The organism is Uruburuella suis, assembly GCF_022870845.1.
In the GTDB taxonomy this organism is placed as follows: domain Bacteria; phylum Pseudomonadota; class Gammaproteobacteria; order Burkholderiales; family Neisseriaceae; genus Neisseria; species Neisseria suis.
In genome coordinates this window covers 463230-487415 of the sequence record NZ_CP091507.1, presented here as the reverse complement: position 1 = coordinate 487415, position 24186 = coordinate 463230, and the positions used below count along the sequence as shown (strand labels likewise).

The 24186-nt window shown below is 53.7% G+C and carries 25 protein-coding genes; 12 read left to right on the top strand and 13 right to left on the bottom strand.

The window, feature by feature from the left end; translation table 11 throughout:
* Positions 1-87: 87 nt before the first annotated feature.
* Together dnaN and dnaA are read right to left on the bottom strand one after the other, a co-directional pair.
* Positions 88-1191 carry a DNA polymerase III subunit beta gene (dnaN, locus tag LVJ78_RS02175; protein ID WP_132954452.1) on the bottom strand — a complete coding sequence of 368 codons (1104 nt, stop codon included), beginning with the start codon at positions 1189-1191 and terminating at the stop codon, positions 88-90.
* 20 nt (positions 1192-1211) lie between these two features.
* On the bottom strand, positions 1212-2729 hold the full coding sequence (gene dnaA / locus LVJ78_RS02170) for a chromosomal replication initiator protein DnaA (protein ID WP_132954451.1): 1518 nt from the start codon (positions 2727-2729) through the stop codon (positions 1212-1214).
* A 381-nt stretch (positions 2730-3110) separates the two neighbouring features.
* Here dnaA and rpmH point away from each other — a divergent pair, with 381 nt between their 5' ends.
* From rpmH to yidC, 4 genes are all read left to right on the top strand, one after another.
* Positions 3111-3245 carry a 50S ribosomal protein L34 gene (rpmH, locus tag LVJ78_RS02165; protein ID WP_004283944.1) on the top strand — a complete coding sequence of 45 codons (135 nt, stop codon included), beginning with the start codon at positions 3111-3113 and terminating at the stop codon, positions 3243-3245.
* A 1-nt stretch (position 3246) separates the two neighbouring features.
* Complete coding sequence (gene rnpA, locus LVJ78_RS02160) at positions 3247-3588, top strand: ribonuclease P protein component (protein WP_132954450.1); 342 nt, start codon at positions 3247-3249, stop codon at positions 3586-3588.
* The gene (gene yidD, locus LVJ78_RS02155; RefSeq protein WP_132954449.1) at positions 3585-3803 is read left to right on the top strand and encodes a membrane protein insertion efficiency factor YidD; all 219 of its coding nucleotides are present in this window, start codon (positions 3585-3587) and stop codon (positions 3801-3803) included. The genes rnpA and yidD overlap by 4 nt, the downstream gene beginning before the upstream one ends.
* Before the next feature lie 89 nt (positions 3804-3892).
* Positions 3893-5542, top strand: a complete 1650-nt coding sequence (gene yidC, locus LVJ78_RS02150) for a membrane protein insertase YidC (RefSeq protein WP_132954448.1) — start codon at positions 3893-3895, stop codon at positions 5540-5542.
* Positions 5543-5835: 293 nt separating this feature from the next.
* Here the strand turns inward: yidC and thiE are convergent, their stop codons facing one another.
* The gene (gene thiE, locus LVJ78_RS02145) at positions 5836-6459 is read right to left on the bottom strand and encodes a thiamine phosphate synthase (RefSeq protein WP_132954447.1); all 624 of its coding nucleotides are present in this window, start codon (positions 6457-6459) and stop codon (positions 5836-5838) included.
* 271 nt (positions 6460-6730) lie between these two features.
* Between thiE and LVJ78_RS02140 the strand changes: the two genes are divergently transcribed.
* Entirely contained in the window at positions 6731-8308 is a 1578-nt protein-coding gene (locus LVJ78_RS02140; RefSeq protein WP_132954446.1) for an inorganic phosphate transporter, read from the top strand.
* A 342-nt stretch (positions 8309-8650) separates the two neighbouring features.
* Here the strand turns inward: LVJ78_RS02140 and darH are convergent, their stop codons facing one another.
* The 8 genes from darH to LVJ78_RS02100 form a co-directional block, all read right to left on the bottom strand.
* On the bottom strand, positions 8651-9664 hold the full coding sequence (darH, locus tag LVJ78_RS02135) for a BtrH-related acyltransferase DarH (protein ID WP_132954445.1): 1014 nt from the start codon (positions 9662-9664) through the stop codon (positions 8651-8653).
* Complete coding sequence (locus LVJ78_RS02130; protein ID WP_132954444.1) at positions 9645-10055, bottom strand: DarG family dialkylresorcinol biosynthesis protein; 411 nt, start codon at positions 10053-10055, stop codon at positions 9645-9647. Before LVJ78_RS02130 ends, darH begins: the two co-directional genes overlap by 20 nt.
* A 1-nt stretch (position 10056) precedes the next feature.
* Entirely contained in the window at positions 10057-11208 is a 1152-nt protein-coding gene (locus tag LVJ78_RS02125) for a beta-ketoacyl-ACP synthase III (protein ID WP_132954443.1), read from the bottom strand.
* Between the two features lie 24 nt (positions 11209-11232).
* Positions 11233-12162, bottom strand: a complete 930-nt coding sequence (locus LVJ78_RS02120) for a dialkylrecorsinol condensing enzyme (RefSeq protein WP_132954442.1) — start codon at positions 12160-12162, stop codon at positions 11233-11235.
* A 119-nt stretch (positions 12163-12281) separates the two neighbouring features.
* A complete protein-coding gene (locus LVJ78_RS02115) occupies positions 12282-13151 on the bottom strand; it encodes a lipid A biosynthesis lauroyl acyltransferase (protein ID WP_132954441.1) in 870 nt (289 codons plus the stop codon).
* An 88-nt stretch (positions 13152-13239) separates the two neighbouring features.
* A complete protein-coding gene (locus LVJ78_RS02110; RefSeq protein ID WP_132954440.1) occupies positions 13240-13863 on the bottom strand; it encodes a LysE family translocator in 624 nt (207 codons plus the stop codon).
* A gap of 780 nt (positions 13864-14643) precedes the next feature.
* A complete protein-coding gene (locus tag LVJ78_RS02105) occupies positions 14644-16107 on the bottom strand; it encodes a surface lipoprotein assembly modifier (RefSeq protein ID WP_132954439.1) in 1464 nt (487 codons plus the stop codon).
* Positions 16108-16182: 75 nt separating this feature from the next.
* Entirely contained in the window at positions 16183-17763 is a 1581-nt protein-coding gene (locus LVJ78_RS02100; RefSeq protein WP_244802591.1) for a factor H binding protein domain-containing protein, read from the bottom strand.
* Positions 17764-17894: 131 nt separating this feature from the next.
* Between LVJ78_RS02100 and LVJ78_RS02095 the strand changes: the two genes are divergently transcribed.
* From LVJ78_RS02095 to LVJ78_RS02085, 3 genes are all read left to right on the top strand, one after another.
* Positions 17895-18257, top strand: a complete 363-nt coding sequence (locus LVJ78_RS02095) for a helix-turn-helix domain-containing protein (RefSeq protein WP_132954438.1) — start codon at positions 17895-17897, stop codon at positions 18255-18257.
* Positions 18258-18381: 124 nt separating this feature from the next.
* Positions 18382-18729, top strand: coding sequence for a helix-turn-helix domain-containing protein (locus tag LVJ78_RS02090; protein ID WP_244802588.1), 348 nt, complete (start codon positions 18382-18384; stop codon positions 18727-18729).
* The gene (locus LVJ78_RS02085) at positions 18618-19535 is read left to right on the top strand and encodes an IS3 family transposase (RefSeq protein ID WP_342345064.1); all 918 of its coding nucleotides are present in this window, start codon (positions 18618-18620) and stop codon (positions 19533-19535) included. Before LVJ78_RS02090 ends, LVJ78_RS02085 begins: the two co-directional genes overlap by 112 nt.
* A gap of 84 nt (positions 19536-19619) precedes the next feature.
* On the opposite strand, the gene LVJ78_RS02080 is transcribed toward LVJ78_RS02085, so the two are convergent.
* Positions 19620-19814, bottom strand: a complete 195-nt coding sequence (locus tag LVJ78_RS02080; protein WP_132954754.1) for a YgaP family membrane protein — start codon at positions 19812-19814, stop codon at positions 19620-19622.
* A 139-nt stretch (positions 19815-19953) separates the two neighbouring features.
* Here LVJ78_RS02080 and LVJ78_RS02075 point away from each other — a divergent pair, with 139 nt between their 5' ends.
* The 3 genes from LVJ78_RS02075 (at position 19954) to LVJ78_RS02065 (ending at position 22006) form a co-directional block, all read left to right on the top strand.
* Complete coding sequence (locus LVJ78_RS02075) at positions 19954-20274, top strand: ArsR/SmtB family transcription factor (RefSeq protein WP_132954753.1); 321 nt, start codon at positions 19954-19956, stop codon at positions 20272-20274.
* Positions 20275-20360: 86 nt separating this feature from the next.
* Positions 20361-21131, top strand: a complete 771-nt coding sequence (gene xth / locus LVJ78_RS02070) for an exodeoxyribonuclease III (RefSeq protein ID WP_132954752.1) — start codon at positions 20361-20363, stop codon at positions 21129-21131.
* 188 nt (positions 21132-21319) lie between these two features.
* Entirely contained in the window at positions 21320-22006 is a 687-nt protein-coding gene (locus LVJ78_RS02065) for a YiaD family glycine zipper/OmpA-like lipoprotein (protein ID WP_132954751.1), read from the top strand.
* Positions 22007-22274: 268 nt separating this feature from the next.
* On the opposite strand, the gene LVJ78_RS02060 is transcribed toward LVJ78_RS02065, so the two are convergent.
* A complete protein-coding gene (locus LVJ78_RS02060) occupies positions 22275-23531 on the bottom strand; it encodes a YihY family inner membrane protein (protein WP_132954750.1) in 1257 nt (418 codons plus the stop codon).
* Between the two features lie 46 nt (positions 23532-23577).
* Between LVJ78_RS02060 and wrbA the strand changes: the two genes are divergently transcribed.
* A complete protein-coding gene (gene wrbA / locus LVJ78_RS02055) occupies positions 23578-24183 on the top strand; it encodes an NAD(P)H:quinone oxidoreductase (protein WP_132954749.1) in 606 nt (201 codons plus the stop codon).
* Positions 24184-24186: the final 3 nt, after the last annotated feature.

Here is a 24186-nt window from a genome sequence, read left to right as displayed (position 1 = left end):
TTTTCAGCCTTTATATACACACAAAGGCCGTCTGAAAACCTTTCAGACGGCCTTTGTATTTAAATCACAGCAGCATGGAAACTGCGTTTAAATCCGCATCGGCATCACAATGTATTTGAAATTGGGATTGTTCGGAATGGTAAACAGCGTGGAGCGGTTGGCATCGCCAAAGGCCAGCTGCATATCGTCGGCATGCACATTGCGCAGCACGTCCATCAAATAGCCGATATTGAAGCCCACTTCCAATTCGCCGCCCTGATAAGCGATTTCGAGCTCTTCGCGCGCTTCTTCCTGCTCGTTGTTGCTGCACAATACGCTGAGCAGGCCGGGTTGCAATTGCAGGCGGGCACCGCGGAATTTTTCGTTGGCCAAAATGGCGGCGCGCTCCAGCGCCCCCAAAAGCTGGGTGCGGCCGACCAAGAAAATTTTGTCGTTATCCAACGGAATCACGCGATTGAAATCGGGGAATTTGCCGTCCACCACTTTGCTCACAATCACCGTGTCGTTGCAGCGGAAGCGCACTTGATTGTTGAGCAGCTCCACCGTAATCGGCTCGCTCGGCTGATTGAGCAGCTTGAAAAGCTCCAACACGGTTTTGCGCGGCAGAATCACTTCAGCTTTGGGCAGATCGGCATCGATGGTGGTAGCCGAAAAAGCCAAGCGGTGGCCATCGGTGGCCACCAAGCGCAGCTGGTCGCCCTCCACCTGCATCAGCAAGCCGTTGAGATAATAGCGGATATCCTGCACCGCCATGCTGTATTGCACTTGCGAGAGCATGTTTTTAAACGCTTCTTGCGGCAGCGAAAAAGCGGCGCTCACGTCTTCACCGATGCTCATCAGCGGAAAATCTTCTGCCGGCAGGGTTTGCAGGTTGAAGCGCGATTTGCCTGCTTTAAGCGTGAGGCGGTTTTGCGCCCAATCCAGCGCCACCAGCGAGCCTTCGGGCAGCGCGCGCAAAATATCTTGCAGCTTTTTGGCATTGGTGGTGATGCGGAAATCTTCGGCATCGCTGTGCGGGCCGTGGGTGTTGATTTGAATTTCCAGGTCGGTGGCCAAGATATTGGTTTGGCCGTGCACGCTCTCCAGCAAAACATTGCTCAAAATCGGCAGGGTGTGGCGCCGCTCGACAATGCCGGTAACGGCTTGCAGGGGCTTGAGTAAGGCATCGCGCTCGGCTTGTAAAATCAACATGGTTATCCCTTCGGCTACATTCAGTTTTGAATCAAAATCAGCAGTTTTTCATAATCTTGGGCGATTTCCGGATCGGCCTCGCGCAATTCGGCAATCACGCGCACACCGTGCATTACCGTGGTGTGGTCGCGGCCGCCGAAGTTGTCGCCGATGGCCGGCAGGCTCAAATTGGTCAGTTCTTTGGTCAGCGCCATCGCCATCTGGCGCGGCCGGGCAATATTGCGCGCCCTTTTCTTGCTGAGTATATCGCTGATTTTGATGCGGTAATATTTGGCCACCGTATCCATAATCAGCTCAACCGTAATCATTTTATACGAGCTGGCCACGATATCTTGCAGCGCTTCGGTGGCCAAATCAATATTAATCGGCTTTTTCAAAAAGCGACTGCGCGCTTCCACCCGTTTAAACGCCCCTTCCAGCTCGCGTACATTGGAGCGGATGTGTTTGGCAATAAAAAAAGCAGCCTGTTCATCCAACACCACGCCGGCGGCTTCGGCTTTTTTTTGCAGAATCGCCACACGCATTTCCAGCTCGGGCGGCTCCAATTCCACCGTCAAGCCCCATGAAAAGCGCGACTTCAGGCGGTCATCCATATCCTCGATTTTGGCGGGCAACACATCGCAAGTGAGGATAAGCTGCTTTTTTTCATTATGGAAGTGATTATACAGATAGAAAAACTCTTCCATCGTGCGATCTTTGCCCTTGATAAACTGAATATCATCGATAATCAGCAAATCATATTGCTTGTATTGCTGCTTGAACACATCATAATTTTTGGTGCGCACGGCATCCAAAAAGCTGCGGATATATTCATCAGAATGCATATAGCGCACTTTGGCGGCAGGATTGTTTTTCAATAATTCGTTGCCCACCGCCTGCACCAAGTGGGTTTTGCCCAAGCCGGTGCTGCCATACAGAAAAAACGGGTTATAACTTTGGCCGGGGTTTTCCGCAATAGATTGCGCGGCCGCGGCCGCCATGCGGTTGCCCTTGCCCTCCACCAGCATCTCAAAAGTATAGTCGGCCGACAAATTGGTTTGCGCATAGCGTTGCGCGGCCAAATCGGCAGCAGCCTCTTTTTTTACTTTGGCATGTTTCTGCCCGGCGGCAGCTTGCGCCTCCTGCTTGCGGCCGCCTTGCTGCTCGGGCAAATGGCGGATGCGGTCGGCCAGAATATCTTGGGCACTTTTAGCCGCTTTGGGCAACGGCATTTGCACCGTTTCCACTTCGGGCAGCGGCACGCTATTACCCATTGCAGCTTGCGCACCTTCATCCGCGGCCATTGCATGGCTTTGACCGCGCCCCACTTTAAACAGCAGCGCCGGCTGATCGGGTGCCAGCTCGGCACGGGCGCGCTCGATGGGCGCAGCAAACTGGTTTTTCAACAGATTGCAGGCAAACTGGCTCTTACCGTAAATCACCCAGGCGCCGTTTTCTTCACCCACCGTCAACGGCGCAATCCAAGTATCAAACTGTTGCGGCGTCATGATTGAGTGGAGGTAGCGCAGGCATTGCGGCCAAAATTCTGCAAGCGTCATATCAAATGCAATTCTTAAAAAGAAACAAACGGCCAAGGCCGCCAAAAACCATTCCCAACAAACCATTCGCCGGTATAGCAGCATGATTTGGCTGTCATTTCAATGAAAGCCACCCGCTGCAAAAGCGATAACACACCAATTGACCGGCGCACATTGCCTCAAGCACCCTGCCGAATGATAGATGTCGGCATACGGCAAAGAATCCGGCCATTATAACCAACTTCACCAGCCACCGCCACGAACATCTTACCGATTCGGCACCGCCCGCATCTTGGCGGTTTTTACGCCAGCCCTTTAAATTGATTAATGATATTGATTGACAAAGCCTGCGATTTGGGGTGTAATTCTCGGTTTGATTTTCAGATAATTTTAGGAAACAACATGAAACGCACTTATCAACCTTCCGTTACCCGCCGCAAACGCACCCACGGCTTCTTGGTTCGCTCGAAAACCCGCGGCGGCCGCGCCGTTTTGGCTGCCCGTCGTGCCAAAGGCCGCAAACGCTTGGCCGTGTAAGGTGAACGCGCGCTTTGGCAAACAGTATCGCTTATTAAAAACGGATGATTTTTCATCCGTTTTTGCATTGCGCAAGCAGCGCAGCCGCCTACTGTTGCAGGTTTTACAATCTGAAAACAACGGCTTTGAGCATGCACGCTTGGGGCTTGTGGTCAGCAAAAAAGCCGCCAAACGCGCCAATGCGCGCAATTATATGAAGCGCGTGATTCGGGAATGGTTCCGCCTGCACCGCCACGAGCTGCCGCCGCATGATTTTGTGGTGCGCGTACGACAGCGTTTCGACCGCAGCAATGCCGCCGATGCGCGCACAGAATTGGCGCAATTGATGCGGGTGAAAAAATGAATATCCCGGCCCGGCTGATGCTGTTGCTGATCCGGTTTTACCAATATGCCATCAGCCCGATGCTGCCGCCACGCTGCCGCTACACCCCCACCTGCTCGCAATATGCGGTGGAAGCCGTGAGCAAACACGGCGCATTCAAAGGCGGCTGGTTGGCACTCAAGCGCATTGCCCGTTGCCATCCTTTTGGCGGCAGCGGGCATGACCCTGTTCCGTAAGCCGCGTTTATCTGTTATTTTATAGCGTTTTAATGAGGCCGTCTGAAAGACACCTCAACCCATTACCACAAGCACCATCAGGAAAAACTATGGATTTCAAACGACTAATGGTTTTTTTCAGCCTTGCGCTGCTGATTCTGCTCGGCTGGGAGCAAATGTTCCCCAGCCCGAAGCCGACTGCCGCACAACAGGCCGCACAAAGCCAACAGCAAACCGCCCCGGCCAATAATACGGCTCAAGAAGCGACGCTCAGCCCCATCACCCCGATCACGGTGACCACCGACACGGTAAAAGCCGTGATTGATGAGAAAAGCGGCGATTTGCGCGCGCTGTATTTGCTGAAATACAACGCCAGCAGCGATGAAGGCAAAGATTTTGTGCTGTTTGACGACAGCAAAGCCTACACCTATGTCGCCCAATCCGACCTGCTCAATGCCAACGGCCAGCTGCTTTTGAAAGATGTGCCGTTTCAAGCGCCGCAAAAGCAATACACGCTCTCCGGCGACCAAGTGGAAGTGCGCCTGAGTGCGCCGGAAACCAACGGCCTGAAAATCGACAAGGTTTACACCTTCAATAAAGGCAGCTATTTAATCAATATCCGCTTCGATATCACCAACCAAAGCGGCCAGCCGGTGAAGCTGGATGCGGCCTACCGCATGCTGCGCGACAGCAGCAAACCCGATGGCGAAGGCTATTTCAACCACACCTACACCGGCCCCGTTCTCTACACACCGAGCGGAAAATTTGAAAAAGTGACCTTCAGCGATTTAGACGATGATTTCAAATCCGGCCGCGACCAAGCCGAATATGTGCGCCGCACCGATTCGGGCTGGGTGGGCATGATTCAGCATTATTTTATGTCGACCTGGATTTTGCAGCCGAAAGACGGCACCAGCGTGTGCACCAACGGCGCTTGTCAAATCGACATCAGCCGCCGTAGCGACAATCTTTATTCAGCAGGCGCCCGTGTGCCGCTGCCTGAAATTGCCGCCGGTGCCACACTGGATTTCCCGATTGAGCTCTATGCCGGTCCGCAAACCACCAGCGTAATCAGCCAAGTGGCCGACAATCTGCAATTGGCCAAAGATTATGGCAAAGTGCATATTTTCGCCTCACCGCTGTTTTGGCTGCTGAACAAGCTGCACGATTATGTCAGCAACTGGGGCTGGGCGATTGTGTTGCTCACCATTATTGTGAAAGCCGTGCTCTATCCGCTCACCAATGCCTCTTACCGCTCGATGGCAAAAATGCGCGCCGTGGCGCCGCGCCTGCAATCACTGAAAGAGAAATACGGCGACGACCGCATGGCGCTGCAACAAGCCATGATGAAGATGTATAAAGATGAAAAAATCAACCCGCTCGGCGGCTGCCTGCCGATGCTGCTGCAAATTCCGGTGTTTATCGGCTTGTATTGGGCGATTTTCACATCGGTAGAGCTGCGCCAAGCGCCGTGGATCGGTTGGATTACCGACCTGAGCCGCCCCGACCCTTGGTTTATCCTGCCGATTATCATGGCCATCACCATGTTTATCCAAACCTCGCTCAACCCGCCGCCAACCGACCCTCTGCAGGCGAAAATGATGAAACTGATGCCGGTGATTTTCTCGGTGATGTTTTTCTTCTTCCCCGCAGGTCTCGTGCTCTACTGGGTGGTCAACAATATTTTGACCATCGCCCAACAATGGTATATCAACAAAACCATTGAAAAACAGCGCAAAAATGGCGTGGTAGTGCCTTAATCTGCATTAAGCAATCACCTAAAAAAGGCCGTCTGAATATTTTTCAGACGGCCTTTTCGCATCATTATGCAGCGGCTTTGTTTCAAGCCGAGCCTCATACCATAAAAATAAAGTAAACAGCCACACAGGTTGAAACGGCATCCTACACAATCCGCACCATTAAAATAAGATTTTATTTCCTTATTTTTCAAACATATAACTAATTTTGCAAAAATCAGCATGCGTATTTTATTTCACAAACCCAAGGCCGTCTGAAACATTTTCAGACGGCCTGTGATATTACAGAAAATACTTTAAGCCCACAAAGCCTGAAAAGCTTTCACCGCAGCGGCCGGATCGGCGGCTTCCGTTACCGCGCGCACCACCGCCAGCGAAGCCGCACCGGCGGCCAGCACTTCGGCAGCGTTGTGCAAATCAATCCCGCCAATGGCCACCACAGGCGTGTTGCCGGCTTGTGCCACATAGCGGCGCAGATTGTCCAGCCCTTGCGGCGCAGTCGGCATTTGCTTGGTGGTGGTCGGAAACACCGCGCCGCTGGCCACATAGCTCGGCCGCACCGCCAGCGCACGATCCAGCTCGGCCACCGAATGCGTGCTCAAGCCCAAACGCAAGCCTGCGCGAGCGATGGCGGCCAAATCGGCATCGTCCATATCTTCCTGCCCCAAATGCACGCCGTAAGCGCCGGCTTCAATGGCTTGCTGCCAATAATCGTTGATAAACAGCTGCGTTTGCGTGCCGGCGCAAGCGGCCACGCAACGCTCGATTTCTGCCCGCAAAGCGGCTCCTTGCAAGGTTTTATTGCGCAATTGCACCGTATCGGCACCTGCTTGCACCATCCGCTCCACCCAATCTGCATCAGGCACCACCGCATAAAAGCGCAAAGGCTGCCGCACCGGTTTAAATGATAATGCTTGCATTGTTTTCCTTTCAGACGGCCTTAGCCGCACAATTTATGTTTCGATTTTAACGCAAAGCGCACACGGCCGCCCGGATACAGCTTTTTTCTTGCCAAACCTGCTGCAAACACCCTTATTGTTGCGACAGCCGTTCAGCCTTGCCGCTATCGCGCCACAAAAGCGCTATTTACAAGGAAATTTTGGTACCTGTCACATATTTATCATCAAAATGGATTAAAATATAAAAAGAATTTTTAAGCTACTTCATATTATCTATACAAGGAAACACCACATGGCTCAGTCCCAATCCACTGCATCCATGACAAAACTGAATTTTATCTTTGCCGCCCTGCTTATCGGCATGGTCGGCTATTTTATCGTTTGGGGCTTGGGCTACACCGGAAATAACCATACTACACTGTTTTTGCTGGCCACTTTATTCGGCGTGTTTATGGCGTTCAACATCGGCGGCAACGATGTGGCCAACTCATTCGGCACCAGCGTGGGCGCGGGCACTTTAACCATTCCGCAAGCCTTGCTGATTGCCGCGATTTTCGAAGTGAGCGGCGCGGTGATTGCCGGCGGCGAAGTGACTGACACCATCCGCAAAGGCCTGATTGATCTAAACGGGATGAATCTCGAGCCAATACAGTTTGTGTATATCATGATGTCTGCCTTGCTGGCAGCCGCGCTGTGGCTGCTGTTTGCCACCAAACGCGGCTGGCCCGTATCCACCACGCATGCCATTATCGGCGGCATTGTCGGCAGCGCGCTGTGCTTGGGCTTTATCAGCGAAGGCGGCGATGCTTTTGCGCTGATCCAATGGCCGAAAATGGCGGAAATCGCCGCTTCGTGGGTGCTTTCTCCCGTGCTTGGCGGCCTGGTTTCTTACTTGCTGTTTAGCCAAATCAAAAAGCATGTGCTCGACTACAACACCAGCGCGGAAGAAAATCTGAAAGCCATCAAGCAAGAGAAAAAAGCCTATAAAGAGCAGCACCGTGCATATTTCGAAGGCTTGAGCGAATCAGAAAAAATCGAATGCGCCTCTGCCATGGCGCGCGATGCACAAATCTACGGCGATGCCGATTTTGACCCGAGCGAGCTGGAATCTTCTTATTATAAAGGCCTTTATGATATCGACCACCGCAAAAGCGGCATCGATGCCTATAAAGCCCTGCATTCCTGGGTACCGATTATTGCTGCCATCGGCGGCATGATGATTTCCTCTATGCTGATTTTCAAAGGTTTGAAAAATCTGCATTTGGGCATGAGCACACTCTCCAGCTTCCTCACCATTTTCATGATCGGCGCCGCCATTTGGATGGCCACCTTTATCTATGCCAAAACCTTAAAACGCAAAGATTTGGGCAAATCCACGTTTTTGATGTTCAGCTGGATGCAGGTATTTACAGCCGCCGGCTTCGCCTTTAGCCACGGCGCCAACGACATTGCCAATGCCATCGGCCCGTTTGCCGCGATTATGGATGTGTTGCGCACCGGCGACATCAACTCGCAATCACCGATTCCGCCCGTGGCCATGCTCACGTTTGGCGTTGCCTTGATTGTGGGCTTGTGGTTTATCGGCAAAGAAGTGATTCAAACCGTGGGCACCAACTTGGCCAAAATGCACCCCTCTTCAGGCTTTACCGCCGAGCTCTCTGCTGCTGCCGTGGTGATGATGGCTTCGTTGATGGGCTTGCCTGTGTCGAGCACCCACATCTTGGTAGGCGCAGTTTTGGGCATCGGCTTGGTCAACCGCAACGCCAACTGGGCGCTGATGAAGCCGATCGGCTTAGCTTGGGTGATTACCCTGCCGGCAGCCGCCAGCCTTGCCGTTATCTGCTTTCTCGGCCTGCGCGCGGTGTTTTAACCTTATCACCCATTTCAATTCATCTGCAAAAAACCGCCTGTTGCCAAGCGCACCGGCGGTTTTTTCATTTATGCCAAACATAAAATAATACCAATTCAAAAAAGTAAGCTAACAAGGCGGCGAGCCGAAGACAGTACAGATAGTACGGCTAGGCGAGACAACGAAGTTAGGTTATTTTTTTGGATTGGTATAAGGCGTAATGCTCATTCAAAAAAAGTAAGCTTACAAGACGGAAGCCTGCGACAGCACAGATAGCACGGCTAGGCGAGCCAACGCAGTTAGCTTATTTTTTCGAATGGGTATGAAACCTTTCAGACGGCCTTTGCCACAGCCTAATCCAACTTACAAATCCGCCGCCACGCGTTTGATTTCGCGCCACAAAGCTTCTTCTTGCCTGGCGATTTCGCGCAGCTTGGCGGCCACTTCTGCATAGCCGCCGCTTTTGGGCTTGCGGCATTGGCGCACGGCCAAGCTGGCAAAGGTGCGCCATTCATCGCCGATAGCGGTCATTTCTGCCGAGCAGCTTTGCAGCTTGGGCGCATTCAGGCGCTCGGCGGCCTGCTCGAGAAAATAAGCGTAGATATAGCGAAAACCCGCGCCACCGGTGCCGATTTCTTCCTGCATGCGCACAATGTGGCCGAGATAAAGCTTGCCATAAGCTTCGTCGGTGCTGCGGGGCAGCGCCTCGATTTTGGCCGCCAGCGTGCCCATGCCGCGCACGCCGGCAAACCACACCGGCGGCAGCATTTGGCGGGCGTTTTTCAACAAAGCCTGCCGGATGATGCCGCGCATGTCCAGCCCGCTTTCAGACGGCATGTGCGCCGCATCCACGCAATACATCAAGCCCTTGGCCGCCAGCGCGCCTTTGGCAAAACGGGCGCGCTGTAAATCTTGGCGGCTGCAGCGCTGCACGTTTTCAAACACCGGGTCGCTGATCAAATAATCATCACCATCGCGGCCATATACCAAAAGATTGTGCGCATTGAAATGAAAACGCATTTCCGCAGGAAAATAAGGCAGCCAATACACCGATGTTTGCAGCCCCACCAGCGCGCCTTCATCCAGCGCCCGATCGAGCGCGGCCATGCCCGCTTCGGGGCGGGCAAATTTCTGCATCTGCAGCCGCAGGCCGAGCGCGCGGCTTGTGCGGCGGATAATGCTTTTGGGCAGCGTGCGGTAGGCAATCAGCGGCATGCCGGCCATTTTCACCAGCGGAATATAGGCAAAGCTAAGCGCCGAAGCGAGGCCGAACACCATGGCTTCGTTGAAATCCAGGCCGTGGTGGCGCAAAAGTGCCGACATCACGCCGCTTTCGCAATGAGCGGTTTGCCGGTGGTTAAAATGCGGTGTGTTCATGGCGGGGTTGGCGGATTTCATCGGGGGTTAATTGGAAAGCTTCGGCATATTTGGCCAGCGTTTTGGCGCTGATTTTGGCAAACACGGCCACGCGGAAATGGCGGCGCAGCTGCCAGCGGAATTGGCCGGTGGCAGCGGCCAGGCTGGCTTCATCGTGGCGGTAGCGCCACATCAGATAATAAAGCGCCGAATGCGTGCCGGCCTGATAAGCCTGCCAAGCCGCTTCGGTTTGCACGTCAAACGCCTGCACCGCCTGCTCGGTGGCAAATGATTCATCATCCCAGCCGCTGCTCTGCCCTGCTACATAATGGCCGTTGCGGGTGGCATACACCACTTTTTTCTGGCCGGCAAAAATTTTGCTGCCGTGCTGGGGAATGTCTTTTTCATCCATTTCAGACGGCCTCGAGCAACATAAAACAAGATGAAAAGCGCCCGCTCTCGGGGATATAGCACAAAATTTTCTCGCCTTTTTGCGCGCGGCCGCTGCGGATAAATTCATCAAGCATGATATAAATCGAAGCCGAGCCGGTGTTGCCTTTTTCGGGCAGATTGGTAAACCATTTCTCAAAGCCCAGCTCAAAGCCCACATTTTTCAGTCCCGCATACACTTTGTCGCGGAAATAGCCCGAAGAATAATGCGGCAGAAACCAAGCCACTTCTTCGGCGTTTAGCGGGTGGCGCGCGCGCGTGTGGTGCAGCGCTTTTTCCACCGTGTAGCCGACAATATGCTCATTGAGCAGCTTCACATCCTGCTTGATGCTCATCAGGCTGTGCGCATCGCAATAGGCTTGCCGGTGCGCTTTCCAGCCGCTGAACACGCCGTTTTGCATTTGGCCGCCGGCATACATGCAGGGCGGCATTTCGTTAGCATACGACACCAGCTCGATCCAATGCACTTTAAACGATGGGCCATCTGAAAGCGGCGCGTTGCTCAAACACACGGCTCCGGCACCATCGGAGAGCATCCAGCGCAGAAAATCTTTTTCAAACGCAATATCGGGCTTGGCATCGGCCAGCTTTTTCACATCGATTTCCGGCTGAAACGCTTCTTTGCGCATAATCGCCGAGGCCGCTTCCGCCGCACAGGCCACAGCGCGGCGGTGCTCGCCGGTGCGCACGGCATGATAGGCATACTTCATCGCCGCCATACCGGCCACACACACACCCGCCGCGCTCAACACCTCATAAGGCGGCGCATCGTGCAAAAGGCCGTGCACCATCACGCCATGCCCGGGCAGAATCTGGTCGGGATAAGACGTGCCGCAGGCCAGCGCGCCCACTTCGTTTTTCGGCAAACCTTGTGCAAACAAAGCCTCCACCGCAGCGGCGGCCAGCTCTGCCGTGGTGTGGGTGGCGGCACGGCTGGCCGGATCGATGGCGTAATGGCGGCTGCGGATGGCGTTTGAGCGCAAAATCATCTGCCGCACACGCGAAGGCGTGTCACCCACCATGCCCAGCACCGCTTCCATTTCATCATTGCCCACCGGCGCATTGGGCAGGAAAGCGGCGCTGTGGGTGAGGTAAACTTCTGATAATGTGTTCATTTTATGGCTCTTGATGCAAAGTTATCATTCGCCCGAAGGCTGGCTGAAATAGACTTTCTGGCGGCGGATTTTATCGGCCAGCAAAGGCGCAAACAAGCGCTTGAGCAGCGCGCTCACCGGCACCACCGTGAGAATAATCGCCACCAAAAACACCACATAAAGCGCCAACACCACACGCCGCAGCAGCGGCGACACCCGCCCTGATGCCATCAGCAATTTGCCCCACAAATAAAAGCTGCGCGCGGCGGCGGTTTCGCTGAAAATCAGCCGCTCGTTGATTGTCACCGCGCCCATGCCACGCAACATCGGCTGATCGCTTTCAGACGGCCTGTGCAAACATTCGGCCACACGCGCGCCGAAGCGGCCGCAATCGGCGATTTCCGCTTCGGCAATGCCCGCTTTGGGCAGCCACTCAGCGCCCTGCTGCTTGCCGGTGAGCAGCCACAAAGGCGTGGTAACAAAGCTCCAGGCGCTACTGCAGGCATCGATTTTCACCACATTATCGATGAGCTTTGCGCCGGCATCGGCCAGCAAGGCTTTCATTTTTTCCTGCGCCATCAACCACATGTTGCGGCAGCCGATCAGCGTCATCACCGAAGCGCCGCGCAAAATCGGCTGCGCGGCCGGATGCTGCACAAAAGCCGTTATCGGCTGCGCAGGCGACAAAAACCACACCGTGTAGGCAATCACCACCAAATCATAGCGCTCATGAGCAAATTGCGGCGCTTCAATCGGCGCCGGCTGCAAATGCACGGTTTCGGGAAAGGTGTTGAAAAAGCGCCAAAAAGGCCAAGGAAAAGGATAAGCCTGCTGCGGCAGGATGGCGCAATATTCCACTTCGGCGCCGCTTTGGCGCAAGGGTGCGGCAAACGCTTCCACCATGCGCGAGAGCTGGCCGGTTTGGGAATAGTAAACGATGAGCACTTTGGGCGCGTGCGTGTGTTCGGCGTTCATATTGCATACATTTGTTAAAATTTGTTGCGATTATACCCGAAGCCACGCCCAATCCCGCTGCAAATTTTCAGACGGCCTGGAATGAAGATTCAAGGCCGTCTGAAAAATCGCAGCATCGTTCAATAAAACCCGGCCTCGCCTTCGGGCCGCGTTTTGAAGCGCTTGTGCAGCCAGAAATATTGCGCCGGCTGCTCGCGCACACGCGCTTCGATAAAGTCGTTCATGCGCTGTGTGTCGACGGCGGCATCGTTGCCGGGGAAATGTTCCCAAGCCGGATAAAAGCGCAGGCTCACCGTGTTGTCGGCTTCGCGGGTGGGAATGGCGGGTATCACTTTGGCGCCGGTCATCGCGGCGATGCGGCTCAAGCCGGCAATGGTGGCGGTGGGAATGCCGAAAAAGTCCACAAAAATCGAATCGGCGCGGCCGAAATCCTGGTCGGGCAGATAAAGAAACGGCGCATCGCTTTTGCGCAAATGCTTGATAATCGCGCGCAAGCCTTCGGTGCGGCCGATGAGAAACACATTATTGTAGCGGTGGCGGCCTTTTAAAATCTGCTCGTCCATGGCTTTATTTTTCTGATGCGAATACATGCTCACCAGCGGCACATCTTGATTGAGCGTGTACACCGCCATTTCAAAAGCGGTGAAATGCGGGTAGAGCAAAATCACTTTTTCGCCCACAGCCAGCGCCTCATCGAGATAATGTTTATCCTGATAGCGCACCAGCTTTTTCAAGCGGGCCGCATCTGCATACCAATAAAGCCCGTATTCGCACAATAATTTGGCCATGTGCTGAAAATGGCGCTTGAGCACTTTTTTGCGCTCGGCTTCATTCCATTCGGGATAACACAGGCGCAGATTCACCTCGCCCACTCTGCGGCGCGGCGCCACAGCATAATAAGCCAGCGTGCCGATAAAATCGGCCAGCTTGTGGATGGCGGCAAAAGGCAGCAGCTGAATCAGATAAAGAATAAAAAAGGCAAATTTCATAAGCAACTTTTCAGACGGCCTGACATATCAGCGGCTTATTATAGATGAACTTAAGGCCGTCTGAACAATCCGCCTCAAAATGCGCCTTTCAGACGGCCTCAATCAAACTGCGCACGCCGATAAACACCAACACCAAGCCAAACCCTGCCGACATCAAGCGGCGGCAGAGCGGCGCGGCCAAATATTTGCGGGCGGCATGGGCGGCAAAGGTATAAGCCGCCATCACCGCCGCCACCGCCAACACAAACCATGCCGACAACACCAGCAGCTGCCCCTGCGGCCCGATAGCAGCGGAATCGCGCACGAATTGGGGCAGAAAAGCCAGCAGAAAAATAATCGTTTTCGGATTGATGAGCGTGATGAAAAAGCCTTCTTTCGCCGCTGCCACCTGCCGGCCTGTATCAACTTTCAAGCCGCCGGGAAAACGGCGCGCATCCGCCAACGTGCGCAGCCCCAAATAAAGCAGATAGAGCGCCGCCGCTATATTCAACACCGCCACCAGCCGCGGCGATGCGGCCATGATTTCGCCCAAACCGATGCACACCAGCAGCAGTAAAACCACATCAGCGAGCAAAATGCCCGCTGTCACCTTTATGCCCTGCTGCCAGCCGCCGGCCACCGCACTCTGTATGGTCAGCATCATGGCAGGGCCCGGCAGCGCAGCCACCATGATGCTGGCCAGCAGGAAATAAAACATCAGGCTTAAGCTCATTTATCATTTCCTTTAAAACAGATAAATGCAAAACAAATAAATGAAGATCTTTGCACAACTTCCTTTCCGTCGCTCCTGTGCAGGCAGAAGCCCAGCCTGAGGCGCAGCTTCAGTTGTCGAGCAGGTAGCCGCCATCAAAATATGATGAATCAATTATTTGATGTTATAGTGGAATACAAGAAAAAGTGATACAAAACTACGCTCTATAACGGAGTAGCTTGGGTTGAAAACCCAACGTTTCAGACGGCCTGTGGGCTTGTTGGGTTTTCAACCCAAGCTACTCCGTTATGCCACTTTATTTGTGTGAGACAAGCAAAGCGCTGCTCTGCACTGGGCGCCCGCCTGCGCGGGTGCGGCAGCTATCTGGTTTTGCAAAGTTCTCAAATGGCCTGTTTAAATCTTGTTTAAAATCTGCATGGTTTCCGAATGCTGCGCTTTCACACATTCCGTATCCGTTATGAAAACGATGAATACCGGCGCTGCGCAGGTCGGATGCTTGAATCCGGCCTGCGGCGGCCAAACATAATCATCATATTTTGTGTCCGCTAAAAAATCAACTCATTAACATCATTTCAATAATAGATTCAAAAAATAATTCGGATAAAAGGCCGTCTGAAATATTTCAGACGGCCTCTAACATTTAAATTATTTTTAATTTACAAAGCCTTGCTCCATCAACCAGGCCGACATGCCGGCTTTCATATAATGGTTTTTGTGCGCCATCATGCAAACCAAGTCCCACTTTTCAGACGGCCTACGCTATTGCCCGCACCAGCCCCGCTAAAAAGCCTTCTCCACGCTCACAAACCATTGCGCGCTCGAGCGCGAATAAAAGCTCGGCATATTGCTGTCGATTTTCAGATAGCGGAAATTCAGCTTCGGCACCAAGCCTTGCCAAGCCAATTTATTGTGCCACAGCGCCGCGCCGGCGTGATATTCCTTGTCGCGGCGCGGGTAGCCGTAGAAATCGTTATCCGCTTCAAAATCGCGCAACACATAGCGCAGATTGGTGCGCGCGCCCCAATTTTTGCCGGCATACACCGCGCCGATGCGGCCGCCCTTGCGCTCGGAAGATTCGGCCTTGTCGCGCGTGTGGTCGCGGCTGTAATCCGCGCCGCCAAAGAGCAGCCATTGCGGTGCAGCCTGCCAAATCAGCGTGCCCGAAAGCTGGTTGAACGCACCATTATGGCGCTTGGCCACCTCTTCTTCGGCATAGCGGCGCTGCATATGCGTGTAGGCGGCCGAAGCCTGCCAGCGTGCATTCAGGCGGCGGCTGTAATCGAGCGTGGCGCCGAATTGGCGGCTGTAGCGCGCGCTGCCGAGCCAGTTTTGCTCCACAAAAGGCGCCACGCCCGCATTTTGGTGGAAATCTCGCCAACGGTAAGCGCCGCCCAAGCGCAGGCTTTGCTCGTTATAAGCCTGGTTATCCCAATAATGCACGCCGTCAAAGCCCGCATCTGCGCCGATAAAATGATTGCCGTCCACATTCATTTCGCGCCCCAGCCCCACGCCGTAGCGCAAACCGTGTGCCGATTGCGGCAGCGATTCTTCGTTTTTCACAAAGCGCACGCCATTGAGCACAATATCGCGTTCGGCCGAAGCATTGTTCACATTATCGGTTTGCTCGTATTGTAGATTGATTTGCGGCTGCCAGCGCTGCTGCCGCGCAATTTCCGCCTGATAGCGCTCAACCAGCTGCTGCATCGGCTCTGCCAGATCAGGCTTGGCACGCGCAAGCTCGGCATCGGCTTCGCGGTATTGGCGGTTTTCAAATAGCATTACGCCCAAATCAAAGCGCGGGTAAGCCAAATCGGGCTGCTGCGCCAAAATGCCGCGATAAAGCGCAATCGCCTCGGGATAGCGCTGCTGCGAACGCAGCCATGCCCCGCGCGCATAATCATAAAGCACCGCATCATAGCCCTCGGCCTGCGGATAAAGCGCCAGCAATTCGGCCAGCAAATCCCATTGCTGCGCCATCAAGGCCCGATTAATCAGCGCCGTGGCCAGCGCCGCATTGCCGCGCACTTCTTCCGCACTCAAAGCCGTCGCCGGCTTTTGCTGCTGCAAAGCCGGCGGCTTCAATAAGTTTTCAGACGGCTTGGGCGGCTCGGTTTGCTCGAAAAACACCGGCTCGGGAATGACTGAATCCGGCAGCGGTAAGGGCGCATCAGCGGCATAAACCGGAAAAACCGCAAGCGCCAGCCACCATGCCGGCTTTTGCCCCTTAATATTGAGTTTATACATTTTGAATATTGTTCTGATTAAATAAGGCCGTCTGAAATATTATATCTTTCAGACGGCCTGAGCAGTTAGAAAAGCTTATTTGATGATTTCGCCGCGCTGTCCGCCGAAACCGATTTTGCCATCATTTCCAACATTGTCAAACAATGCAGAGCCTGCTATTTCCTCTGCCTTCGGACCGAACAAGCCGAGTGAATATTTGCCATTCACATAACCCCATGCACTATCCCCAGCCTGCGCAACTCCGGCAATACTCATAAGTGATTGACCGCCTACATTGATTTTCGCCAATTTCCCTTCCAGCAACCCAATCGAACCGGCTGCTAAAATATCGGCTGAAGCATTACTGTTGCTCAAACCGCTAATCATGCCTGAACCTGTGCGGCTGCCAAAATTAATCGTATAACTCAGATCACCTAATACATCGGCTGCATTCATCGCCTTACCGAGATAAGTGGCCGAACCCAACGTTGGAAGAGCATGCTCTTGGGTGGCTAAACCTGCAATTTCAGTGATGTCAAAGGTTTTATTTGAGCTGCTATAAACAGAAGAACCGTTATAACGCGTTAAATCATTTGCTTCACCCCCACCAATCACAATTGAATAAGGTTGATTGTAGAGCTTTTCATAGCTATAGCTTTTTCTTTCTTCACCATATTTGCTGACAACACCATTTACTATAGATGTAGAAACTGAAGAGGCAGAAGCCACGCCGCCATTTCGTTGAGAAAAGCCCTCAGAAAAATAATCACCTTTTGCATTTATCGCCTCATCGCGAATAAAGCTGGCCAATGCAACATCAATATCATTATTTGCCACATTTGTATGATTAGTCGCGAATGATTGAGCCAGCTCATTACTTAAACCCGCCTCATGAGCCAACTTAACCAATTCAACTTTTTTGGCGGCTATCCGTTCAGCTTCTTCCGCTGCAGCTTTTTCAGCGGCAATACGTTCGGCTTCTAAACGGGCTGCTTCTTCTGCCGCAGCTTTTTCGGCGGCGGCTTTTTCGGCGGCGGCTTTTTCGGCAGCGGCTTTTTCAGCAGCAGCTTTCTCGGCGGCGGCTTTTTCAGCAGCAGCTTTTTCAGCAGCGGCTTTCTCGGTAGCGGCTTTTTCAGCAGCAGCTTTCTCAGCAGCAGCTTTCTCAGCAGCAGCTTTCTCAGCAGCAGCTTTCTCAGCAGCAGCTTTCTCAGCAGCAGCTTTCTCAGCAGCAGCTTTCTCAGCAGCAGCTTTCTCAGCAGCAGCTTTTTCGGCGGCGGCTTTTTCAGCAGCAGCTTTTTCAGCAGCAGCTTTCTCGGCGGCGGCTTTTTCAGCAGCAACTTTTTCGGCAGCGGCTTTCTCGGTAGCGGCTTTTTCAGCAGCAGCTTTCTCAGCAGCAGCTTTCTCAGCAGCAGCTTTCTCAGCAGCAGCTTTCTCAGCAGCAGCTTTCTCAGCAGCAGCTTTTTCGGCGGCGGCTTTTTCAGCAGCAGCTTTTTCAGCAGCAGCTTTCTCGGCGGCGGCTTTTTCAGCAGCAACTTTTTCGGCAGCGGCTTTTTCCGTTTCAGTTTGTTCAACTGTCGTATTACTGTTTGGCTTCACCACCCCTGATGTGCCGCTACTGCCGCACGCACTCAGGCTTAACGCAATCACGGTTAATGCTCCGATTGTTTTTAAAGACATTTTTAGTTCCCTTGTTTAAAGATTTAAGCTTTATTTACACTACCTGACAAGCACTCACATTATCAATTATTTAATTTATTATTTCAAGCAAATGATTACGAAATGTCGATGCGGCTATTGATAATGCCTTCATGCATTCCAACCAAGATAAATCCGAATTCAGCAAAAGGCTGCGCTTTGCGCTTGAGCAGGCAGGCATGGCTGCGCTTTCTACCGGTGATTTGGCCAACCGCTTTAATCTGCGCCACCCGAATAAATCGGTTACGCCGCAAGCTGTGCACAATTGGCTGATCGGGCAATCTATTCCTACGGCGGATAAAATCGACACTTTGGCCAAATGGCTGGGCAGCACACCGGAATGGTTGCGCCACGGGCGTATGTCTCACGGGGATGGGGCTTTAGCGCAGGAAGAGCTTTTGCTGTTGCAGCTGTTTCGTGACTTGTCGCCGGAAAAACAAAAAGCTTTGCTGATGATGTTGCATGAATTCCGTTGAATACCCATGAAAAATGCCCCAACAAAGGGGCTTTTTGTATTTATCAAAACAGGCCGTCTGAAAGCGTGAACTGCACCCCAAAAGTTGGACACCCCCATCCAACCCATAAAGGTGCAGTTTTCTTATGAACAAATATACCGTAGACTTCAAATACCAAGCCGTTATGCATTACTACCGCATTCGAAGCCAGCAGCTCACCGCCGACGCATTTCGAATGTCCCGCACCCACCTACGCCGCTGGATTGCCGCCTACGAGCAAGGCGGACTCGCGGCACTCGAGCATCCCCAAGCCATGGCCGACAAAAAAACCAACCCCTTTATTGCCGACAAACCCGATAAAGAAAAAACACAGGATGAGCTATTGCAAGAAGTGGGCTACCTCAGAGCCGAGGTCGCCTATCTAAAAAAGCTCGAAGCCCTTTTTCCTCAGAAGACAGCAACGCCAAAAAAGCGCAAATCATCGAAGCATTAAGGGCAAACCATCCCCTCAAATACCTGCTCCCTGCCGCAGATATCGAACGAAGCAGCTTTTACTTCAGCCGGAAGCGCAACCAGAAGCCCGACAAAGACCTGGCCGACATGCAAACCGTTCGTGCCGTTTACGACCAACACAAAGGCCGTTACGGCGCCCGCCGCATTGCCGCCGCCTTATCGTGGAACAAGAAAAAAGCAGAACGGCTGATGAAGAAAATGAATTTAAAAGCCATTGTCCGAGAGAAGCGAAAATACTACCCGCCGGCCATGGGCGAAGTGTCCGAAAACCTGCTGAACCGCAACTTCAGCGCCGAGAAGCCCGATGAAAAGTGGCTGACCGATGTGACCGAGTTTAAATGCGACGGCCAAAAGCTGTATCTGTCGCCGATACTGGACCTGTATAACCGCGAAATCCGCAGCTACCACCTATCGCGCCGCCCCAACAGCGAAATGGTGGCCACCATGCTGTCGCAGGCCGTGGCGCAACTGGGCGCGCAAAAGCCGATGCTGCACTCCGACCAAGGCGTGCTCTACCGCTGCCGCGCCTACCGCGCGCAATTGGCAGAAGCCGAAATCACCCAAAGCATGTCGCGCAAAGGCAACTGTTGGGACAATGCGCCGATGGAGAGCTTTTTTGCGGTGCTGAAAACGGAATGTTTCCACAACCGCACATTTGCTTCGATAGAGGCATTGGAAGCGGAAATACACGAGTATATCCGCTACTACAACCATGACAGATTGAGTTTGAAATTGAAAAAACTGAGTCCTGTGGCATACAGAACCCAGTTTGCAACCGCCGCTTGAAGAATGATTGATTTAGTGGCTTAAAAATGTCCAAGATTGTGGGGGCAGTTCAAGCGTTCAGACGGCCTCTGCAATCAGTTTGCGTTATTTGCTTTTGCGGCAGGTGTCTACCTTCATCAGGCTGTAAACCCCGCACCAGCCGAACAAGCCGCTGATAAGCAAGGGCAAGCCCAGCCAGCCCCACATGGTTTCAGGCCCGGTAAACACCAGCGAAATCAGCAGCAAGCCGATCACGATGCGGATGATGCGGTCGATTGTGCCTACATTTTTGCAGCCCATGCCTCTCTCCTTTCCGGTTGATTATTCATTATATTTCAGTCGGATAGGCCGTCTGAATCTTCATTTTCATCATAGCACAATCTTCTCATATCATAAACAGCAATTGCCGTTTGCGCCGTAAGAATCTACAATGCTTTTTATGAATATCCATGCCCCTATATCTCTGCCTGAGATGCTGAAAAACACCGAAAAAGCCGCGGCGCTGCTGAAATTGATTGCGCATCCGCACCGGCTGATGATTTTGTGCCTGCTGCTGGAGAGCGAGAAAAACGTGACCGATTTGGTGGAAGCCGTGGGCATCAACCAAACGGCGGTGTCCAACCATTTGGCCAAGCTGCGCAGCGCCGGCGTGGTGGAATTCACGCGCTATCACCGTGTGCTGCAATACCGGCTTACCTCGAAAGAGTTGGAAGCCATTATCGCCACGCTGCATGATTTGTATTGCAGCAGCGAAAAGTAAATTTTTTTATTAGGGTTGCCGCATGGTTGCAGCCGCTCAGGCCGTCTGAAACATGCTGCGGCCTTTTTTATTTTGACGGAATCTTCATGAAAATCGCCACCTGGAACATCAATTCTCTCAATGTGCGCCTGACGCAAGTGCAAGACTGGCTGCAACAACACCAACCCGATGTGTTGGTGTTGCAGGAATTAAAGCTCGATCAAAACAAATATCCCGCCGCCGCCTTCCAGCTCTCGGGCTGGCACACGGCTTGGAGCGGCCAGAAAACCTATAACGGCGTGGCCATTATCAGCAAACACAAATTGGCCGATGTGCACACCGGCCTGCCCGGCCTGCCCGATGACCCGCAACGGCGGGTAATTGCCGCCACGGTAAACGGTGTGCGTGTGGTCGATGTGTATTGTGTTAACGGCGAAGCGCTGGGCAGTGAAAAATTCGATTACAAACGCCGCTGGTTTGCCGCGCTGGCCGATTTTATCCGCGATGAAATGAGCCGCCACGAAAAATTAGTGCTTTTGGGCGATTTCAATATTGCGCCGGCCGATAATGATGTGTACGACCCGGAAAAATGGCATGAGCAGATTCACTGTTCCAGCGAAGAGCGCGGCTGGTTTCAAAATCTGCTTGCGCTGGGTCTCACCGACGGCCTGCGTCATATCCATCCCGCAGCGGTGATGTACACCTGGTGGGACTATCGCGGCGCCATGTTTCAACGCAAACTCGGTCTGCGCATCGACCATATTCTGGTGTCGGCCGCCATGCGCGATGTACTGCAAGATGTTCAGGTGGATAATGAAGCGCGCGCGCAAGAGCGCCCCAGCGATCATGCGCCGGTGTGGGCTGAGTTTGCGCTCTAATCTTTTTGCCCACAGGCCGTCTGAAACCCCCTTTCAGACGGCCTGTGTAATTTCGGGTTAAGCGAACTTTTATTTGGGAAAAATGTCGGCTATAGTGAAAAACGTTACACGCGCGATATTGCGCAAATGTTGACTATGAACAATCGGGCAGCTTGCCCGATTTGCCCACACCTTTGAAAGGATGTTTCATGAAAATGTTCAAACCCGTAACCTTGGCCGTGATGGCAGCCTCTTTGGCACTCACCGGCTGCGTCACCAATGCCGCCGGCGAGCAGCAGGCCAGCAAAACCGCCGTGTATGGCTTGGGCGGCGCGGCTGTGTGCGGCATTATCGGTGCGCTCACCCACGGCGGCAAAGGCGCGCGCAATTCTGCCCTGGCTTGCGGCGCGGTGGGTGCCGGCATCGGCGGCTATATGGATTATCAAGAGCACAAGCTGCGTGAAAGCCTGGCCAACACCGGCGTGGACGTGCAGCGCGAAGGCAACCAAATCAAGCTGGTAATGCCCGACAGCATCACCTTTGCCACCAACAGCGCCGCTTTGAGCACCGCTGCCCAAGATGCGCTGGCCAAAGCTGCGCAAACGCTGGTGCAATATCCCGACACCACCTTAACCGTGGCCGGCAACACCGACAACACCGGCTCTGATGCCATCAACAATCCGCTCTCGCTGCGCCGCGCCCAATCGGTGGCGGGCTACCTCAACCAGCGCGGCGTGGCCACTTCGCGCCTCACCACCGTGGGCAACGGCTCGCGCCAACCGGTTGCGTCTAATGCCACACCCGAAGGCCGCGCCCAAAACCGCCGCGTTGAAATCTTGATCAACCCCGACCAAGCTGCCGTACGCGCTGCCCAGCAGCAGCAACAGCAACAATAAACCGGCATATGCACCGAGGCCGTCTGAAACTTTTTCAGACGGCCTTTGTATTTTATGCAGGCTCGTGGTTTCATGCGTACGATTACGCCGCCTTTGGGCGGTGTGCGTACCTGCGGCAGCAAACGTAGGTACTATTAGCTTTGTCCAAACAAAGCGTAATCCTACACATGACGCATAAATGCCGTCTGAAACTTTTTTCAGACGGCATCGTTTTATTTTCTGCATTCAAAGCGAAACAGCGCAACAAGCCTATTTTTAACAACCGTTATTATCCGTCACCCGCCGCCCCGCGGCCTTCCCCTTCCTCACGGCTGCTTTTGGCATGCACGCTGAAATCGGCCAAGGTGATGTTCATGGCGTTGAGGCACGGCGCCATAATCTGCTCCACCGCATCGTTCACATAATCTTGTTGGATGTGCGCGGGGCGGTACACAAACAATTTAAACAAATCATCCAATTCGATGCTGGCGGCATTGGTTTTCAACACCCAGCCTTGCCGCCCTTGATACACATAGCCGTGGCGCGCCAGCTTTTCCAGCAAATCGCCCAATTCATCGTAGCCCATATTGATGTGGTTGCGAAAATCCTGCACCAGCAGCGCACGGCCTTGCGGCTGCGCATCATCGAGCAGCAGCAGGATTTTCAACACATCGTCAAAGCGCCCCTGTGTACCCAAATGGCGGCGGAAAGCCTCGCCCTGCCAATACGACAGCGCAGCGGTAAACACCGCGCCGGTGAGCACCAGCATCCACAATAAATTCAGCCACAGCAAAAACACCGGTATCGCCGCAAATGCGCCGTAAATCAGCGTGTAGCTGTTAAACGTGCCGATATACCAGGCAAAAAGCGCGCGCGCGGCCTCCAGCAGCACCGCCGTTACCGCCGCGCCCACCAGCGCCTGGCGCGCGGGCACATAGCGGTTGGGCACGAGCCGGTAGAGCAGCCACAAAATCACCGTGCTGAATAAAATCGACGAGCCGGTGCGCAACACGCCGGTGAGAAAGGGAAACATTTCATCCACCCGGCTTTGCTGCAGCATCAATGTCCAAGCCGTCAGGCTCAGGCCGATGGCCAAGGGGCCGAAAGTGAGCAGCGCCCAATACACCAAAAACTGCGTCCACAGCGGTCGCTCGCTCTGCACGCGCCAAATGCGGTTAAAGGTTTGGTCGATGGTGCGGATCAACAGCAGCGAAGTCACCACCAGCATCACAATGCCGATAGCGGTAAGGTTGCTGGCCTTGCCTTTAAACTGATTGATGTAGTCGAACAACACCCCCGCGCCCTGCGGCACGATGGTTTGGTTGATAAAGCGCACAAACGAATCAGAAAGCGTGTCAAACATCGGAAAAGCCGACACCACCACCAAAGTCACCGTGAGCACCGGCACCAGCGCCAGCAGCGTGGTAAAGGTGAGGCTGGCCGACACTTGCGGCACCCGCACCTCATCGAAGCGTTTCCACAAAAACACCATAAACCCCGCAAAACGCGTGCGACACAAATCTTGCCACCAGCCCAGATTCAGCATAATCTTCCTTTTTTCGATATCAACCTATTGTAACGGAAACCCAACCATGAGCCAAAAAAGCCTGCCCATTCTTGTGCTTTACTACACCCAGCACGGCGCCACCCTCAATCTGGCGCGCGAAATCGCCCGCGGCATCAACAGCGTGGCCGGCTGCGAGGCCGTGTTGCGCACCGTGCCCAAAGTGTCTGCCGTGTGCGAAGCCGTGGCCGCCGACATTCCGGCCGAAGGCGCGCCTTATGCCACCGCCGCCGATTTTAAAAACTGCGCCGCGCTGGCCTTGGGCAGCCCCACCCGCTTCGGCAACATGGCCGCCGCCATGAAATATTTTCTCGACGGCACCATCGCCCAATGGCTCTCGGGCGAATTAATCGGCAAGCCCGCCACGGTGTTCACCAGCACCGCCAGCCAGCACGGCGGCCAAGAATCCACCCTGCTCACCATGATGCTGCCGCTCTTGCACCACGGCATGCTCATCAGCGGCGTGCCCTTCAGCGAAGCCGCGCTCAGCCACACCCACAGCGGCGGCACACCTTATGGTGCTTCACACGTCGCCGGCAGCGAGGGCAAACCCGATTTGAGTAAAGACGAGCAGCAAATCGCCTTTGCCCAAGGCAAAAGGCTGGCAGAGCTGGCTTTAAAGCTGGCCGATTAAACG